Source organism: Exiguobacterium sp. AT1b (genome assembly GCF_000023045.1).
In the GTDB taxonomy this organism is placed as follows: domain Bacteria; phylum Bacillota; class Bacilli; order Exiguobacteriales; family Exiguobacteriaceae; genus Exiguobacterium.
In genome coordinates this window covers 1,958,966-1,975,014 of record NC_012673.1, presented here as the reverse complement: position 1 = coordinate 1,975,014, position 16,049 = coordinate 1,958,966, and the positions used below count along the sequence as shown (strand labels likewise).

The window sequence follows — 16,049 nt, the reverse complement described above, 5'->3', positions numbered from 1 at the left end:
ATGCTTGAACGCGAAAAAAATGCCATCGCCCGTCAGCGTGACATCATCCAGTCAATCTTACAAGCATCGAATGAAGCGTTCGTCTTGACCGAATCAAACGGGAGTGTCTTGTTCATGAACGTCCATGCAAGGCGACTCATGGACTTACCGGGCATCGCTCCAAACAAAATTCAGGAGCGTATCCCGCTCCTCTCCACGTTCCGTCCTCGTGACAGGAGCGAGATGCTACGAAAGATGGATCAACTTCTCGACGGGACGGCGCGTGAAGTATCGATGCGATTCTCCATCCCACAGCCGAATGACCGAGATGAAGAGTACTATGAGATGTACGGGACGACAATGGATACGAAACGACAGATCGGTATGGATAGCGGATTCTTGTTTGTGTTCCGTAACCGAACTGAAGAAGAGCGTATGGACCAGATTAAGAATGAACTGGTGAGCACGGTCTCACATGAACTAAGAACTCCTCTTTCCTCATTATCGGGATATATCGAATTGATGCTCGCTCGAGATTTGACGCCTGAAAAACGAGAGCGCTTCTTGAAGACGATGTCTCGGGAAGCGAAACGATTGACAGCCCTACTTAACGACTTTTTGGACATCCAACGCATGGAAGATGGTCACCAAGAATATAAACAAGATCATTTCGCTTTGAATGAACTTGTGTTGGAAGTGATTGAACGCTTCCGAGAAACAAGTGATCATACCATTCATTTCGATAATGCGGATGATGACCTACCTCTCGTTGCCGACCGAGATCGCATCGAGCAAGTTCTCGTCAATTTGATTTCAAATGCGATCAAGTATTCTCCGAATGGACAGGAGATCGAAGTGCGGGTCCGACAAGACCACGATCAGGCTCACGTATCCATTCGTGATTTTGGAATCGGGATTCCCGAGCACGCCTTTGAAAAGTTGTTTACGAAGTTTTATCGGGTCGACAATTCGGATACACGTAAAATTGGCGGGACCGGTCTCGGGTTGTCGATTTGTAAAGAAATTATCGAATCACATGGTGGGAGCATCGAAGTGGAATCGACAGTCGGGAAAGGGTCGACTTTTACATTCACATTAGACTTAGCGGAGGGAACGTCATGAACAATTATGCCTTTACCGGATTCCCTGGTTTTTTAGCAGGAAAATTAATTGAACACCTCGCTTCGTTACCGCATCAAATCGGAGTCATCTATGCCTTGCATCTTCCGAATCAACAACGTGATGCAGAAGAGCTACGAGATACGCTACTGTCAACGACGTCGCTTGCGCCACATCAGCTCGTCCTTGTCGAAGCAGACATCACGTTACCCGAAGTGATTCTCGACCCGATCATGCGGTCTGTCATTGAACGAGATGTCCATTACGTCTTCCACCTCGCTGCCGCATATGACTTGAGTATTCCGTATGACGTCGGCTATCGCGTCAACATCCTCGGGACCAAGCATGTGACCGCGTTCGCCAAACGCTCGAAACAATTGAAGCGTTACGTGTACTTTAGTACCGCCTATATCGCCGGACGTCGTCGTGGAACGGTCTATGAAAATGAATTATGGCATCGAGTCCAGTTCAAAAATCATTATGAAGCGACTAAATATGAAGCAGAGGCACTCGTTTCGCGAGAAATGGGAGGCATGCCCATCACCATTATTCGTCCTGGCATCGTAATCGGACATAGTCGCACGGGCGAAACGAAAAAGTTCGACGGTGTCTATTTCGTCTTACAATTGATGACACAACTCCAACAGATGCGCCCACTCCCCTACATCGGGCGGGCGAACGTTGAGGTAAACCTCGTTCCGTACGATTATGTAGTAGAAGCGACCGCTTTCCTAGCGCATTCTCCAAACGGTCTGAAGCGGACGTTCCATTTGACGGATCCGTTCCCACACGGCGCACGCGAGGTGTATCGTATGTTGCATGAGACGATGTTTCAGCGTTCTCCTCGCGGGACCGTTCCTCATGCCGTTGCCGACGCGGCATTCACTGCTTGGAATGGGGCCAAACGGCTCGAGGTTCCTCACGAACTATTGGAGTACTTTAAACATCCCGTTCACTTTGACACGACACAAACGATACGGGCGCTCGACGGAACGGGCATCGTTTGTCCGGACCTCCAGGATTACCTCCCAGAGATTGTCCATTATTTCATGGCACACAAAAAGCCCTGATTCGTCAGGGCTTCAACTATGATCGGAACCAAAAGAACACGTGTACGCTTTAATCGAACGTACACGTGTTTACATCTCATCCTCATCGTTACGAGACACCGCTTGATCGTGAAGCAGACGTTCGAGGACGAGGATATAGACCAACGCCACGAGAAGCCCTACGATACCTGGGAGAACCGCAACGATGTCATCCTCCAAATACGCAGTCGGAATCAAGTAAACCAATAGCAACTTCACACCAGACATCAACATCAACGAGGAGAGTAACACAAGCGTTACCGCTCGTTTCGACACGTCCCCGAAGAAGGGGCGTCCTGTCTTCTCCCCTTTTGTCATACCAAGCCAAGATAACAAGTCAAAAGCCTCCTCAATCATTCCTTTTCCAACCCATTATACCAATCGTTGCATGTGATGAAGGCCATCAAAAAATGTCGCCTCCTGACCACGTTCACTTAAAAAGGCTGCAGTCCCTCTATGAGGAATGCAGCCCAAAACACACGTTCAACCGATCAAAATCTTCTCTTTCGGATAGCGAATCTTCCGGTCGGCTTGACGTGCGACGGTAAAGAGAATGGTCAACGACCCGACACGTCCGAGAAGCATCATGAACATGATCAAGCCCTTCCCGGCATCATTCAATTCCGCTGTGATGCCGAGCGACAACCCTACTGTCCCAAACGCCGAGACCGTCTCGAATAGAATGGCAGTCGCCGGAATGTGGCCGTTCGACAAAATGACGAGTGTCGTGATCATCATAATGAACAAGAAACTTGAGATGGCGACGACGTACGCCTTTTTAATTTGAAACGCATCAATCGTCCGCTCCATGATGACCGTTTCTTTCTTCCCTGCGATGAAGGCCCACATATCCGCAAAGATGACGGCAAGCGTCGTCACTTTGATCCCCGACCCTGTCGAAGCCGCCCCTGCCCCGATATACATCAGAATCAAAATCAAACCGATTGAGGCTGGTGCCATGGTCGCAATGTCAATCGAATTGAAGCCGGCCGTCCGTGTCGTCACGGCTTGGAAGAACGTTACGTGTAACGCCTCACCGAGGGATCGACCGTACAATACCCCTTCGTTCGATACCCACTCAAACATCATAAGGGCGAACCAAGCGACACCATTGATGACCAAGAGTGACAAAATCATGATTTTCGAATGGAGGGCGAGACGTTTCCAGCCTCTCACTTCCGTGGCATCGGCAATCGTCGTGAAGCCAAGACCTCCAATCATAATCATGATGGCGATGGTCACAATGATGGCTGTGTTCTGCTCAAATGACATGAGACTGTCTGGGAATAATGCGAATCCCGCATTATTGAAGGCAGACACTGCGTGGAAGAAACCGTAATAAAGTGCCGTTCCAAAAGAATAGTTCTCTGTACTGAACAACTCGAACGTCAAAAACAACATCCCGATGAACTGCACGATGACCGTCGTGAAGACGATGTTCCGTACGAGACGAACCGTTCCTCCCGGCCCCGCTAAATTCAGTGATTCCTGTAACAAGATTCGCTGCTTTAATCCGATTTTCTTCCCTAATACACTTAACAGCATCAAGGCGATCGTCATAAACCCGAGACCCCCGATTTGAATGAGGGCGACAATGACCAATTCACCAAACAGGGTGAACGAGGAGCCAATGTCGACTGTCGACAGTCCAGTGACCGTTCCGGCAGACGTCGCGATAAATAAACAATCAATCCAAGAAACCGATTCTTCTTGCGCAAATGGCATATATAAAAGAGTGGCCCCAATAAAAATCGCCAGTAAAAATCCTCCTGCGATAAAACGGGCAGGTTTTTCAAATACGACTCGGTAAAGTACCTCGATTCGCTTCAAGCGCAACTCACGCGCTGATAATCTATGTCGCATCACGACATCCCCTTCACTTCTATTATTCTAAGCCCCATGTTACTCTTCACCTTTCTAAATGCCAACAAGAAAATGTATCTCTAACGCTTTCTTCGATTTTTTGGTATTATGGGAGATAGACTTTAAGAATGTTGAGGAGGTTGAATGAAACCGTGGACCCTAGTACGGTAGATCATTCGATAGAGGATGTCTCACGAAGGTTGGAGCGTCAATCACAATGTATGCCCGCTCACCTTTATTTTCAGCTAGAAGAGTTACTCAATTGGTCACTCGAGCAAGAAGTCGTGAATCAATTGTACGCATTGTTAAAAAAATACGACGTATTAACCGATATAGAGCGTGAAGAACGAAATATCAGCATTCAAATGTTGATTGATGAAAACGGCGCTTAATCATCGGGAACGCATGTTGCGGGAGACGAGTGGCGTCTCTCGCTTTTTTTGTCCTGATTTATTTCGGAAAGGTGGAAAACAAAGACATGGATGTCGTTACGTTAGTCGGACTCATACTCGGGTTCCTCACCCTCGTCGGTGGAATGCTATTAAAAGGAGCAGGTGTTGCGCCGCTGATCAACCCTGCCGCAATGGTTATCATTTTCGTCGGTACAGCCGCGGCTGTCAGTATCGCTGTATCGAAAGAACAACTTCAGAACGTTCCAAAGCTATTTAAAATCTTGTTCAAAAAACAAGAACTACCAAGCAAGTCTGGATTGCTCACGCAATTCGTCGACTTGTCGACACAAGCCCGAAAAGAGGGACTCCTCTCCCTTGAAACGGCACTCGAACAAGTCGAAGAACCATTTTTACGCCAAGGCATGATGATGGTCATCGACGGTCAACCTTCCGAATATATTGCGGAAGTCATGTCACGCGACATCGAGAATATGGAACAGCGCCATAAAGCAAACGCCGATATTTTCACACAGGCCGGGACATATGCCCCAACACTCGGGGTACTCGGAGCCGTTATCGGATTGATTGCTGCCTTGAAAGACTTATCCGATATCGAAAAGCTCGGACATGCCATTTCAGCGGCCTTCGTCGCGACACTATTCGGGATTTTCACCGGATATGTGCTTTGGTTCCCGTTTGCCAATAAATTGAAGCAGTATTCGAAGAGTGAAGTCATCATCAAGGAAATGATGATTGAAGGGATTTTATCGATTCAAAGTGGTGAATCTCCAAAAACGCTAGAAGATAAACTGTCTGTGTATTTGTCTCCAAAGGAGCGAGCTGACTATGAAGCGCAAAAAGAAGCATGATCATGAAGAACACATTCCCGAAGGCTGGCTGATTCCTTACGCCGATTTGTTGACCCTGTTGCTCGCGCTTTTCATCGTACTATTCGCATCGAGTAACATCGACCAGACAAAGCTTGAGAAAATGTCACAGTCTTTCAACCAGGTGTTCTCCGGAGGCGTCAGCGTCTTTCAAGCTTCGACTGCCTCAAACAGTGACATCGAACGTACAGACAAGACCAATACGACCGCCAACCCACGAACGTATGAATTGGCTCAACTTGATGAATTAAAAGAAGATGTAAATAAATACATTAAAAAGAATGGTCTCGAAAGCCAAATCAAAGCGACGATCAATTCAAGCGGTCTCGTCTTGACGATTCAAGACCGTGCCCTGTTCAACTTAGGAGAGGCGACACTCGATGCCGATGCTCGTGCCGTCGCACAAAACATCAGTCAGATTTTAGAGAAGGCGGGCAAGCGAGAGATTGTCGTCTCCGGTCATACGGATAACATTCCAATCAATACGGCACGTTTCCCGTCAAACTGGGAACTCAGTTCGGCACGTGCGACCGCATTCATGCGCGGCCTTTTGGCAAATGATGCCTTGAACCCGGCCCAATTCACACTCGCGAGTTACGGTGAGTTTAAACCGATCGCGACGAACGATACAGAAGAAGGCCGCTCTAAAAACCGACGCGTCGAAGTGTTGATCAAACCACTCGTCGACCTTTCTGAAGGCGAACCGAAGATGATTGAAACCATCACCTTACCAAACTAATAATCACCCACTCGTTGGAGTGGGTGATTTGTGTTATTGCACCAATTTAAAGTAGCGTCTCGCAAGTTCGGTGAGCGGACTTTCGAACAAACGTTTCCGCCAGTAAAGGTCTGTCACTTTCTTCACGGCCTCACTTCGCGACGGATACGGGTAAATCATACGGGACAGCTTCCCGATTTTGTCGCCACGTTGCATCGCATAGACGACAATTTGCATCCAATCCCCCGCCGATTCACCGACTGCATGTGCTCCGATGATTTTTCCGTTTTTCTTCGTGATCACTTTGACAAATCCTGCTTCTTGGCGTTCAGCAATGAAGCGGTCCACTTCGGACAGTTTCGCTTCATACGTCTCAATGTCGTCGCCGTAACGCTCGCGCGCTTCTTTCTCTGTCATCCCGACATGGAACACCTCAGGATCTGTGAATGTGATCCACGGGAGCTTGCTGTAGTCGACCTTGTTCCATAATCCAAAGAGCGCGTTCGCGACAACCGCCTTCCCTTCTTCTCCAGCGGCATGTGTGAATGGGAGCGTTTTGATCGTATCGCCAATGGCAAAGATATGAGATTGTGACGTCCGATATGACGACGAGACATCGATATACCCTTTCGTCACCTGAACGTTCGCCCGGTCGAGACGGAGCGCATCGATTCGGGGAACGCGACCTGTCGCCATCAGCAGTTTGTCCGCTTCATATTCGACCGTTTCGCCGTTCACCTCTGTCGTGACACGAATGCGGCCATCGACCTCATCGACTCGATTGACCTTTACGCCGATTTTTAGGCGCATCGCCATCTCGAGTTGAGATTTCAAATAGGTGGCGACGTCCTCGTCTTCTTTAGGTAGGAAATCATCCTGCGCCTCGAGCACGGTCACTTGTGAGCCGAGTCGGACAAAGGACTGGGCCAATTCAAGCCCGACCGTTCCGGCGCCGATGACAATCAGGCTCTCCGGGAGCGTCTCTTCTTCAAAGACCGTTTCGTTCGTTAAGTATGGGACTTGATCGAGTCCATCAATTGGAGGAACTGTCGGTTTCGACCCCGTCGAGATGACAAATTTTTTCCCGATCAATAACTCGTTCCCTACTTTTAATTCGTGCGGACTTTGGAACGAGGCTTCTCCGATATAGACGTCGACGCCAATCTTTTCAAAACGTTCTGTTCCGTCATGGTCTTGAATAATGGCACGTGCTTTGTCGACACGCGCTTTTGACATTTGATAATGCTCTTGTCCATTGAACTCGGTTCCGAGAACTCGGGCCGCGCGCATCATCGCATTCGCTTCTTTTGAAGCAGCAATCAACGCTTTCGATGGCACACATCCGACATGCAGACAGTCACCACCTAAATGCTTGTTCTTTTCAACAAGCGCGACTTTCGCGCCTAAATTCGCAGCCCCTGCGGCCACTGTCATCCCGGCAGCACCACCACCGATGACAATCAACTGATAGTCCTTCATCGAATCAACCTCCGGTATCGTTCGCTCACATCTTCCATTCGTTTTCGATTCACGCCAAAGTCTGAATAGCCGACACGCGACGCAGATCGAAACTCGACTTGTTGAGTAGCGTCATCAAATAAAAAATCGACATCATCTTTAAATCGCATCACTTTCGAAGTCACTACATAATGAAGTCCTTCATCTGTTTCCTTCACCAATTCAGCCCGCGGCAACTGATTCATCGCCATCTTCATGGCTTCGATCGATTGCCCGCGGCTGCCCGCATACGGCAGTGGGTCCATCCGCAATTCTTCAATTGAAGTTTGGGTTGAAACAGCATTCGGACTTCCTTTTAACGGCTTCAAAGATTGATTGGCCATTATAAAAACCTCCCTCAGTCTACATACATCTATATGTAGCCTGAATTCGGGAGGTTTAATCCTATTAATGTAGTTCACTCGGGTCGAGCGGCAATAAGACGGTCACTGTCGTCCCGTGTCCGACCTCGCTCTCGATGACGAGTTTGCCTTCATGCGCTTCGATCAATTCTTTTGAAATCGCAAGCCCAAGCCCGCTACTACCTTCTGTGACATGAGCCTGATAGAACATCTCGGTGATGCGCTGCAAATGCTCTCGTGAAATGCCGGGACCTTCATCGATAATGGAGATGAAGGCGACACGTTCCGATTGCACGAAGCGGATGGTCAACGTTCCTCCGTCTGGTGAGAAACGAATCGCGTTCTCGAGAATGTTTAAGAACACTTGTTTCAATCGATTCTCATCAAATAGTCCAACCGATTTTTGAGGATAGCGTTCGATGAGTGTGATGCCTTTGTCTTCAAGTGACTGTTTTAATTGCAGTGTCACTTGACGTAACAAAGAGACCAGGTCCAGTTCTTGGCGATACAAGACCAACCGACTCTCTTCAATTTTTGTATAGTCAAGAAGCTGTTCGACGAGACCGATCATGCGCTCTGTCTCCGAATGGATGATGCTTAAACCGAGCTCTGTCTCTTCAGACAGTTTCTCATCACCACCCCGAATCGTCTCGGTCCATCCCTTAATCGATGTGAGTGGTGTCCTGAGTTCGTGCGACACGCTCGAGAGGAATTCGTTACGTGTCGACTGATGCTGCTGGACTTTCGCGCCTAAATACGTGAGCGTTCGAGCCAAGGCTCCAAGCTCATGTTTCTCATTTGACTCAACGGATACATCGAAGTCGCCCTGAGCCATCTCATCTGCCGCCTCGATGATGTGACGAATCGGTCTGACGAAGCGATCGGCAATCCGGATGACGGTGTATAGGGCGAGCAACCAGATCAAGACGCCAATCATGACGACCGTCATCCAAATTTCGCGAATGAGCGTGTCTAAATCTTCAAGCGGTCGCGTGAAACTGATGGCAAACTCGGACGTATCGTTCGTCATAATGGGACTCGTGACTGACAAGTAATGTTCATCCCCGACGTCATAGTCCTGCACGACGGACTCTCCTTGCGACAATTGCTGTAACTGTTCTTGAGAGAATGAGGCCTGCCTTGTTCGTTGTCCCGTCGTTTTGACAATCGAACCGCTCCGGTCGACAATCGTCAAATCAGTTCCAGGATATCCGAATGTCCGGACGAGGACAGAAAAGGCACTCGGCGTCTCAAACCCTACTTGGGCTTGAGGGTATAGATATGCACTCGTGGTCGCATGACTCAGTAACGCTTCTGACTCATACTCGTAATAGTAGCGATACGTCCCGTAAGACAAAACGCTGACGAGTAAGAGCAAGACGATCGTCACGACAATCATCATGCGAATGACTAACTGTTGTTTCATGCCTCATGTCTCCGCCATTTATATCCGTGACCCCACAACGTCTCGATGTACACCGGATGACTCGGGTCATCTTCGATTTTTTGTCGCAAGCGACGAATGTTGACGTCGACTGTCTTTCGGTCACCGAAATAGTTGACGCCCCACACCGCATCGAGTAGCGCATCACGTGACAAGACGATCTCTTCATTTTGGACGAGATGACAGATCAAGTCATACTCCGTCGGCGTCAAATCGATCGACTGTCCATACTTCGTCACTTGTTTTGCGGCGAGATCGATGGCGAACGGTCCCGACTTCAAGCGCTTCGAATCTTTTCGTTTCACTTTTTCAACACGGCGCAACAACGCTTGGATGCGTGCCACCAATTCACCTGGACTGAACGGTTTGGCGATGTAATCGTCTGCACCTTTACCGAGCCCCTCTATTTTATCTTCTTCGAGCGTCCGTGCCGTCAACATGATGATCCCTACATTTTCGTCAAGATCACGAATGGCTGCACATGCCTCGAATCCGTCCATTTCTGGCATCATGACATCCAATAAGACGACATCGAACGGTTCACGGTCAAATGCGGTGACCGCTTCTCGGCCGTTCGTCGCTTCGAACACATCGAATCCGGCTCGTTTTAAATTGACAATAATGAAGCTGCGAATCGCATGTTCATCCTCAGCTACTAAAATTCGATTCATATTTACACCTCTTCTAGAGTTCACTTCTCTACATTATAGTTACGTTTTTGCGACAAGGTTGTCAATTGACCTTAAAAAGGTTTAGGATGGAGTCATTAGATTCTGAAGGAGGACCCCCTACTACTATGAGTTACAAGATGATTGTATTGGATATGGATGATACGCTCCTCACGAGCGACCATACGATTTCCCCTAAGACAAAAGAAGCACTTCTCGATGCACAGGCGCGCGGCTATAAGGTCGTACTCGCGAGCGGACGACCGACGTTTGCGATGTGGGATGCAGCCCGTGAATTAGAACTTGCGAAATACGGAAGCTACATCTTATCGTTCAACGGTGCCTCGGTCATCAATTGTGCGACAAACGAGGAGATTTTCTCGAGCACGCTCCAACCGGATACAGTCGCCCATCTCCATAATATCAGTGAACGGGAAGGAATCGCGATTCATACGTACGTCGGTAACGAAATCGTAACCGATCGCCCGAACCCTTATACGGATATCGAAGGTGAGTTGACAGGAATGCCGGTCATTCATGTCGACAACTTTAAAGATGCCGTGACAGCCCCGGTCGTCAAATGTTTGATGCTTGCGGATGGTGACACACTCGCTCCGATCGAAACAAAGCTACAAGAAGAATTGGCTGGAAAATTGGCCGTGGCCCGTTCAAAACCGTTCTTCCTTGAGTTTACGGAAGCGGGTGTCACAAAAGGAACGAGTCTCGCCTTCCTTGCAGACCAGCTCGGCATCGCGCAAAAAGAAGTCATCGCTTGTGGTGACGGAAACAATGACTTGACGATGATTGAATGGGCCGGCCTCGGCGTCGCGATGGGAAATGCCAACACGACGGTCAAAGGGAAAGCGGACTTCATCACAAAGTCAAACAACGAAGACGGAATCGCTCATGTCATCGAAACGTATATGACGGACGTACTCGTCACGCAATAAGCTTCTGATTGTAGAAAGGGAGGAAGGAAGATGAATAAAGGGTTGAAACGAGCTGGAGTCGGATTGATTGGAACTGCGGTCGCAGGAGCGGCTTATGTGTTCCTTTCACCTAAACCAGCCACACGTTTAATCAAAACTTCGTTCGCAGGGGGGAACGAAGTGGAGATGAAGGGATTCGAGGAAGTCGTTCAAAAGACGTCTGTCCGAAAAGACATCGACTACTTGTCTTCTTATGACAACGGAACGTTTGATTTGATTCGCTATGAAGGCGACCGAAAACCTGTCCCAACAATCTTTTGGGTGCATGGTGGGTCGTTCGTCGGTGGGGATAAATCGGATGTGTTAAAATACGCCACTTCGATTGCGAGTAATGGCTATAACGTCGTCAGTATCAATTACGCACTCGCACCTGACGTGATGTATCCGACCCCGCTCAAACAAATCGAAGAAGCGTACTCGTTCATCGCTGAGAACAATGACCGCTTCCGTCTCGACTTGGACCGGGTCTTCTTTGCAGGTGATTCGAATGGTGGGCAGCTCGTTGCACAGTTTGTCGGCATCCAGTTGAATGACGACTATTCACCTTCTGCTGAAGTGGGACAAGTCGTACCAAAATCCTCTATCCTCGGTACCGTCCTTTTATCTGCTCCACTCGACTTGAAGCGCGCATGGCTCGAATCATCGAAATCTGTGAACCGCTTCTTGTTCAAACGAATCGGATGGGCATACTTCGGCACGTACAATTGGGAGACTCTCCCGGTCGTTGCTGAAGCATCGCCACTCGTCAATGTACCGGCCACATTCGCCCCAACGTTTATCGCGGACGGGAATGACCATTCCTTTGAGGAACAGGCCAAAGAATTTGCGACGATTCTTTCAGGACGGACGGATGTCACGACTGTCTTTTATAATCGGAATGAGCACGAGCTCGGACATAACTATTACTTCGAAATGGACCGCCCAGCGGCCAATTCCACGTATCGTCGTTTGATTACGTTCTTACGTGAAACGACAAATCAATCTGTATAACGCACAAGAGGCGACGTTCTCCTACTATGGAAAACGTCGCCTCTTTTCGTTAGCGCAATAGGTCGAACGCGCGACCAATCAATTCATTTCGGGATGGGGAAGTCTGACGCAACGCTTCAAGACGTTCAATCAATGTCTGTTTCAGTCCTTCATCCTTCACCAGTTCCAGACACTCGATGTGTAATAACCAGGCGTCAGGGTGGTTCGTTAAGATCTCTGGGATGAGACCGTCGATTGATTCTCCCCGCTCACGCATGAGATGAATGCGATTGAACATCGGATCATCGTTTGTCCATACACGCTCATCCCGTTCAATGATCACCGGTTTTTCAATCATCATCAACTCGTCTACCGTGGTTCCCGGGAAAACTGATGGAAGTGAGTCGACACGTACCTCAAGTGAGTCGAGAGGAATCGTTCGTCCTTCTAACCGAACGGTCACATCCTTGAGTAAATCAGATGCACATGCGTGACGAACAGTCGTCCCGTCCTCAAAGAGGTCATCGCGACCCAGCGCTGATTCCGTGTCATGGACAACGAGGAGTCCATGACGCTCTCGTTTCGTTAACTGACCATTTTTTACAATGGTACATTCATCCCATTGAATGAGCGTATGTTCTTTCGACTCCGTCATGTGGCGAACGATGCCGACACGTTCTGACCCATCCTCGAGTCGAATCGTCGATTGACTTCCCGACGCCAACGCTTTCGCCACAGATTCGATTCCACCTTTTCGAATCGCCATTCTTCCTTCTAGTTCATCTAAGACAGAAGAGAGCGTTTCAAAGTTTGGAATAACGAATAGTTCTTTTTGCATGTTTGTCACGTCTTGCTTCGTCTGTAACGCGTGCTCCAAGTCGAATGGATGTTTGACGACGGCATCCGTCAGACAGTGACGGCTCTCTCCTACCGATGATAAGAGACCAGCCCCGTAAATCATGGGATTGTCGAGGTCACCAATCAATCCGAATTCAACGGTCCACCAAAAGATACGAGCGACCTGTTGTGCCTCAGAAAAGCCAGTCACTTGCGCTTTCGCCTCATGTACAGCTTTCTCCGCCGCCTCGATGTCTTGCTCCGTTGAGTTGGCGTTCTCCTTCACAATCGTCAAGCGTTTCAATGCGGCGAACGAGGCATGTTCTTCTCGGTTCATGAACGCCTTGGCCCCTAATTGACCGAAGCGTTTGACGATTGCCGAAAACGTCGGGTCCATCAACATTGGCGCATGTCCCGCCGCCTCATGAATGATGTCAGGGGCTGGGCTGTATAAAATATTCTCGACTTTCCGAATGTCTGTCGCGACCGGGAGCATCCCGTTTCCTTGGAAGTCAAAAAAGGCAACGCCGGGGATGAGTCCATCCACTGCGACTGTCGACCATCCGGCCGCCTGCATCTCGTCTGTCATCTGTTCGACGTTCGGCAATCGGTCCGGTCCCATTCCCGTCCGTTTCAATCCTTCGATGTAAAACGGATGCGCCTTCCCTTCTAACGTGTGCAAGTTCAATCGCAACACGAAACGCCAAACGGCGTGATCCGTTGGTGTGTATTCATTGTAGAACTGCGGTGAAATATGTGGGGCTAGGTGTTTTGGAATCGATTGTGTCAACATGTGAAGTCCTCCTTTGAAATCAAAAAAATCCCTATCGATTGAATCGATAGGGACGACAAAGCCGCGGTACCACCCTGGTTGCTAGAAAAATATCTAGCCGCTTGATCCGATAACGGGGGACCGCTCAATGATGAGAGCTCAGGAACTGTAATTCGATTCATCTTTTGGGCGTGTTCGCAGCACCACACGCTCTCTGGGCCAGGGAAGATGTCTCTACTTCGGTTCTTTCTTCGCTTCTATTACGTATACAATTCTTTATCTTTTATACAGTTATGCTGTTATGCATATATGCTTTTAAGCACTAAAGTGACGTCTTGTTAGTTACTGTACCAAAGGTTTTTCAACGCGTCAACAAAAAACAGCCTACGAAATTTCGTAGACTGTCATAAACACCATTCAATTGGGGGTTTTCCCCACTCCTTCAATGTATCGTTTACTTTGGAGAATGGCTTAGAACCGAAGAATCCACGATGGGATGACAAAGGACTTGGATGTACCGACGTGAGCACTTTATGTTGGTCTCCAATCCATTTCATTTTCTTCTTCGCATCATTTCCCCACAAGATGAATACAATCGGTTCCTCACGACTCCCGAGCCGCTCAATGATGGAATCAGTGAACTGTTCCCATCCTTTTCCACGGTGAGAGCCCGCCTTTCCCGCTTCAACCGTCAGTGCCGTATTTAAGAGAAGGACGCCTTGTTTCGCCCATTTCTCGAGATTGCCACTCTTCGGGAGATCACATCCAACGTCATCTTTTAGTTCTTGAAAGATGTTTCGTAGAGACGGTGGGAAACGAACCCCGTCCTGCACCGAAAAACTGAGTCCATGCGCTTGATTCGGTCCGTGGTACGGATCTTGCCCTAAAATGACGCACTTCACTCCACTAAATTTTGTGTGAATAAATGCGTTCCAAATATCTTCCCGGGTCGGGTAAACGATCGTTTCTTCATACGCTTGGTCAACGAATTGCTTTAATTGTTGAAAGTAAGGTTGTTTCATCTCTTCTCGGATAATATCCGTCCAATCTCCAAGTAATCGACTCGATAACTGATCTGCCATTGCATACTCCCCTTTCCCTTTGTATCATACCCAAAATGAATGCATACAAAAAGACGAGTCAGTCGACTCGTCTCTCTAGGTTATACCGTTACGGCGCCTGCAACTTCTTTCGCAAGTGCTTCAGCTTTCGCTTTCGCGTCCGCAACGATTTCTTCGATTTTGTCTGGGTATTGGTTCATCCCTTCAACCGCTACCGTCGTCACTTCAGATACACCGACAAACGCGAGTGCTTGGCGAAGGTATGCGTCTGCAAAGTTGAGGTCCGTCCCAGTGTAGATTCCACCTGTTCCTTGGATGTGGATCGCTTGTTTGTTTTCAAGCAAGCCGACTGGACCTTGTTCTGTGTAACGGAACGTTTTACCCGCCATCAGGACGCTGTCGAGGAACATTTTCATGCGCGCCGGGAAGAAGAAGTTCCACATTGGCGTTGCGAACACGTAAAGGTCCGCTTCCATGAATTTCTCAAGCATTCCGCTCATTGTGCCTACTTTCTTCGCTTCTACGTCAGTGAGTGCTTCGCCTGATGCGAATTTACCCCATGCGCTGAGCACGTCTCCGTCGATTTCTTGAACATCGACATCGTAGAGTTCGATTGCTTCCACTTCGATTGATGCGTTTTCAGCCTTTAGTGTTGATACGAATGTTTCTGCCACTTGTTTGCTGTATGAAAGTTCAGTTGGTTTCGGGTTAGCCGATACGTATAATACTTTAGTCATCGTGTAATCCTCCATTTGGTTAATCTTTAATTTTTCAATAACAGTTAGAACTATATCATCTGTATATCTCATCGTCAATTATTTTAATTTCAAGATATTCAACAAAAAAGCAACGGGCTTTATTTGCCCGCTGCGTTATAACCGACTTGTTTCAATAACGAAATCAATTGTTCCGTCTCTTCATCACTTAACGGTCCATATATATCTTTGAAGATTTCAATATGTTGCGGATAGACGACGTCCATGAGCGCCTTTCCATCGTCCGTCAACGATGCATACGTGACACGTCGGTCAGACGGACAGGCGATTCGTTCAATCAGACCTCGCTTCTCCAACTTATCGATCACGTATGTCACGCTACCGCTCGTAATCAAAATTTGGTCCCCGATTTGTTGTAACGGGGTGTCTCCTCGTTTATACAGTACGGATAAAACACCGAACTCTGTTGAATTTAACTGGTGGCGTCGTAAATCTTCCTTCACACGATCACTGATGGCATCCATCGTACGCGCAAGAACGACCCACGCCTTCAATTCAAGGGATTCAATCATGTCGGTTTCACCTCAATTCGTTCATCATATATCACTAGTATAGCAGGACTTATGCAGTATAAGCCGGGAAAAATACTTCGTCAAGGAACTTCTTCATTGTCGCCCATGTCGGAAAC

17 protein-coding genes and 1 other annotated feature are annotated in these 16,049 nt (G+C 48.3%); of the genes, 7 read left to right on the top strand and 10 right to left on the bottom strand.

Features of this window, described 5'->3' with window-relative positions; genetic code table 11:
- Both EAT1B_RS10240 and EAT1B_RS10235 read left to right on the top strand, forming a co-directional pair.
- Complete coding sequence (locus EAT1B_RS10240; RefSeq protein ID WP_049759951.1) at window positions 1-1,101, top strand: cell wall metabolism sensor histidine kinase WalK; 1,101 nt, start codon at window positions 1-3, stop codon at window positions 1,099-1,101.
- On the top strand, window positions 1,098-2,168 hold the full coding sequence (locus tag EAT1B_RS10235) for an SDR family oxidoreductase (RefSeq protein ID WP_015880504.1): 1,071 nt from the start codon (window positions 1,098-1,100) through the stop codon (window positions 2,166-2,168). Before EAT1B_RS10240 ends, EAT1B_RS10235 begins: the two co-directional genes overlap by 4 nt.
- Before the next feature lie 69 nt (window positions 2,169-2,237).
- Here the strand turns inward: EAT1B_RS10235 and EAT1B_RS10230 are convergent, their stop codons facing one another.
- Both EAT1B_RS10230 and EAT1B_RS10225 read right to left on the bottom strand, forming a co-directional pair.
- Window positions 2,238-2,522 (bottom strand): hypothetical protein, encoded by a 285-nt coding sequence (locus tag EAT1B_RS10230; RefSeq protein WP_041917971.1) that lies wholly within the window; start codon window positions 2,520-2,522, stop codon window positions 2,238-2,240.
- Between the two features lie 147 nt (window positions 2,523-2,669).
- Window positions 2,670-4,049 carry a TrkH family potassium uptake protein gene (locus tag EAT1B_RS10225; RefSeq protein WP_015880502.1) on the bottom strand — a complete coding sequence of 460 codons (1,380 nt, stop codon included), beginning with the start codon at window positions 4,047-4,049 and terminating at the stop codon, window positions 2,670-2,672.
- A 200-nt stretch (window positions 4,050-4,249) separates the two neighbouring features.
- Here EAT1B_RS10225 and EAT1B_RS10220 point away from each other — a divergent pair, with 200 nt between their 5' ends.
- The 3 genes from EAT1B_RS10220 (at window position 4,250) to EAT1B_RS10210 (ending at window position 6,067) form a co-directional block, all read left to right on the top strand.
- A complete protein-coding gene (locus EAT1B_RS10220; RefSeq protein ID WP_224862903.1) occupies window positions 4,250-4,441 on the top strand; it encodes a hypothetical protein in 192 nt (63 codons plus the stop codon).
- A gap of 86 nt (window positions 4,442-4,527) precedes the next feature.
- Window positions 4,528-5,310 carry a flagellar motor stator protein MotA gene (gene motA, locus EAT1B_RS10215; RefSeq protein ID WP_015880500.1) on the top strand — a complete coding sequence of 261 codons (783 nt, stop codon included), beginning with the start codon at window positions 4,528-4,530 and terminating at the stop codon, window positions 5,308-5,310.
- On the top strand, window positions 5,288-6,067 hold the full coding sequence (locus tag EAT1B_RS10210) for a flagellar motor protein MotB (protein WP_015880499.1): 780 nt from the start codon (window positions 5,288-5,290) through the stop codon (window positions 6,065-6,067). The genes motA and EAT1B_RS10210 overlap by 23 nt, the downstream gene beginning before the upstream one ends.
- A 33-nt stretch (window positions 6,068-6,100) precedes the next feature.
- Here EAT1B_RS10210 and EAT1B_RS10205 read toward each other — a convergent pair whose 3' ends face one another.
- From EAT1B_RS10205 to EAT1B_RS10190, 4 genes are all read right to left on the bottom strand, one after another.
- Window positions 6,101-7,525: an NAD(P)/FAD-dependent oxidoreductase gene (locus tag EAT1B_RS10205; protein ID WP_015880498.1), complete on the bottom strand. Its 1,425-nt coding sequence runs from the start codon at window positions 7,523-7,525 to the stop codon at window positions 6,101-6,103.
- The gene (locus EAT1B_RS10200) at window positions 7,522-7,887 is read right to left on the bottom strand and encodes a DUF1499 domain-containing protein (RefSeq protein ID WP_015880497.1); all 366 of its coding nucleotides are present in this window, start codon (window positions 7,885-7,887) and stop codon (window positions 7,522-7,524) included. The genes EAT1B_RS10205 and EAT1B_RS10200 overlap by 4 nt, the downstream gene beginning before the upstream one ends.
- A 64-nt stretch (window positions 7,888-7,951) precedes the next feature.
- Entirely contained in the window at window positions 7,952-9,331 is a 1,380-nt protein-coding gene (locus EAT1B_RS10195; protein ID WP_015880496.1) for a cell wall metabolism sensor histidine kinase WalK, read from the bottom strand.
- Window positions 9,328-10,020 carry a response regulator transcription factor gene (locus EAT1B_RS10190; protein WP_015880495.1) on the bottom strand — a complete coding sequence of 231 codons (693 nt, stop codon included), beginning with the start codon at window positions 10,018-10,020 and terminating at the stop codon, window positions 9,328-9,330. The genes EAT1B_RS10195 and EAT1B_RS10190 overlap by 4 nt, the downstream gene beginning before the upstream one ends.
- Before the next feature lie 125 nt (window positions 10,021-10,145).
- Here EAT1B_RS10190 and EAT1B_RS10185 point away from each other — a divergent pair, with 125 nt between their 5' ends.
- Both EAT1B_RS10185 and EAT1B_RS10180 read left to right on the top strand, forming a co-directional pair.
- A complete protein-coding gene (locus tag EAT1B_RS10185) occupies window positions 10,146-10,967 on the top strand; it encodes a Cof-type HAD-IIB family hydrolase (RefSeq protein WP_015880494.1) in 822 nt (273 codons plus the stop codon).
- Window positions 10,968-10,997: 30 nt separating this feature from the next.
- Complete coding sequence (locus tag EAT1B_RS10180) at window positions 10,998-11,996, top strand: alpha/beta hydrolase (RefSeq protein ID WP_015880493.1); 999 nt, start codon at window positions 10,998-11,000, stop codon at window positions 11,994-11,996.
- Window positions 11,997-12,045: 49 nt separating this feature from the next.
- On the opposite strand, the gene EAT1B_RS10175 is transcribed toward EAT1B_RS10180, so the two are convergent.
- From EAT1B_RS10175 to EAT1B_RS10160, 4 genes are all read right to left on the bottom strand, one after another.
- Window positions 12,046-13,605, bottom strand: coding sequence for an aromatic amino acid hydroxylase (locus EAT1B_RS10175; protein ID WP_015880492.1), 1,560 nt, complete (start codon window positions 13,603-13,605; stop codon window positions 12,046-12,048).
- A gap of 45 nt (window positions 13,606-13,650) precedes the next feature.
- Window positions 13,651-13,845: a binding site (T-box leader), on the bottom strand.
- A gap of 143 nt (window positions 13,846-13,988) precedes the next feature.
- Window positions 13,989-14,666, bottom strand: coding sequence for a uracil-DNA glycosylase (locus EAT1B_RS10170; protein WP_015880491.1), 678 nt, complete (start codon window positions 14,664-14,666; stop codon window positions 13,989-13,991).
- A gap of 80 nt (window positions 14,667-14,746) precedes the next feature.
- On the bottom strand, window positions 14,747-15,382 hold the full coding sequence (locus EAT1B_RS10165) for an FMN-dependent NADH-azoreductase (protein WP_015880490.1): 636 nt from the start codon (window positions 15,380-15,382) through the stop codon (window positions 14,747-14,749).
- Window positions 15,383-15,501: 119 nt separating this feature from the next.
- Window positions 15,502-15,933, bottom strand: coding sequence for a MarR family winged helix-turn-helix transcriptional regulator (locus tag EAT1B_RS10160; protein WP_015880489.1), 432 nt, complete (start codon window positions 15,931-15,933; stop codon window positions 15,502-15,504).
- Between the last annotated feature and the right edge of the window lie 116 nt (window positions 15,934-16,049).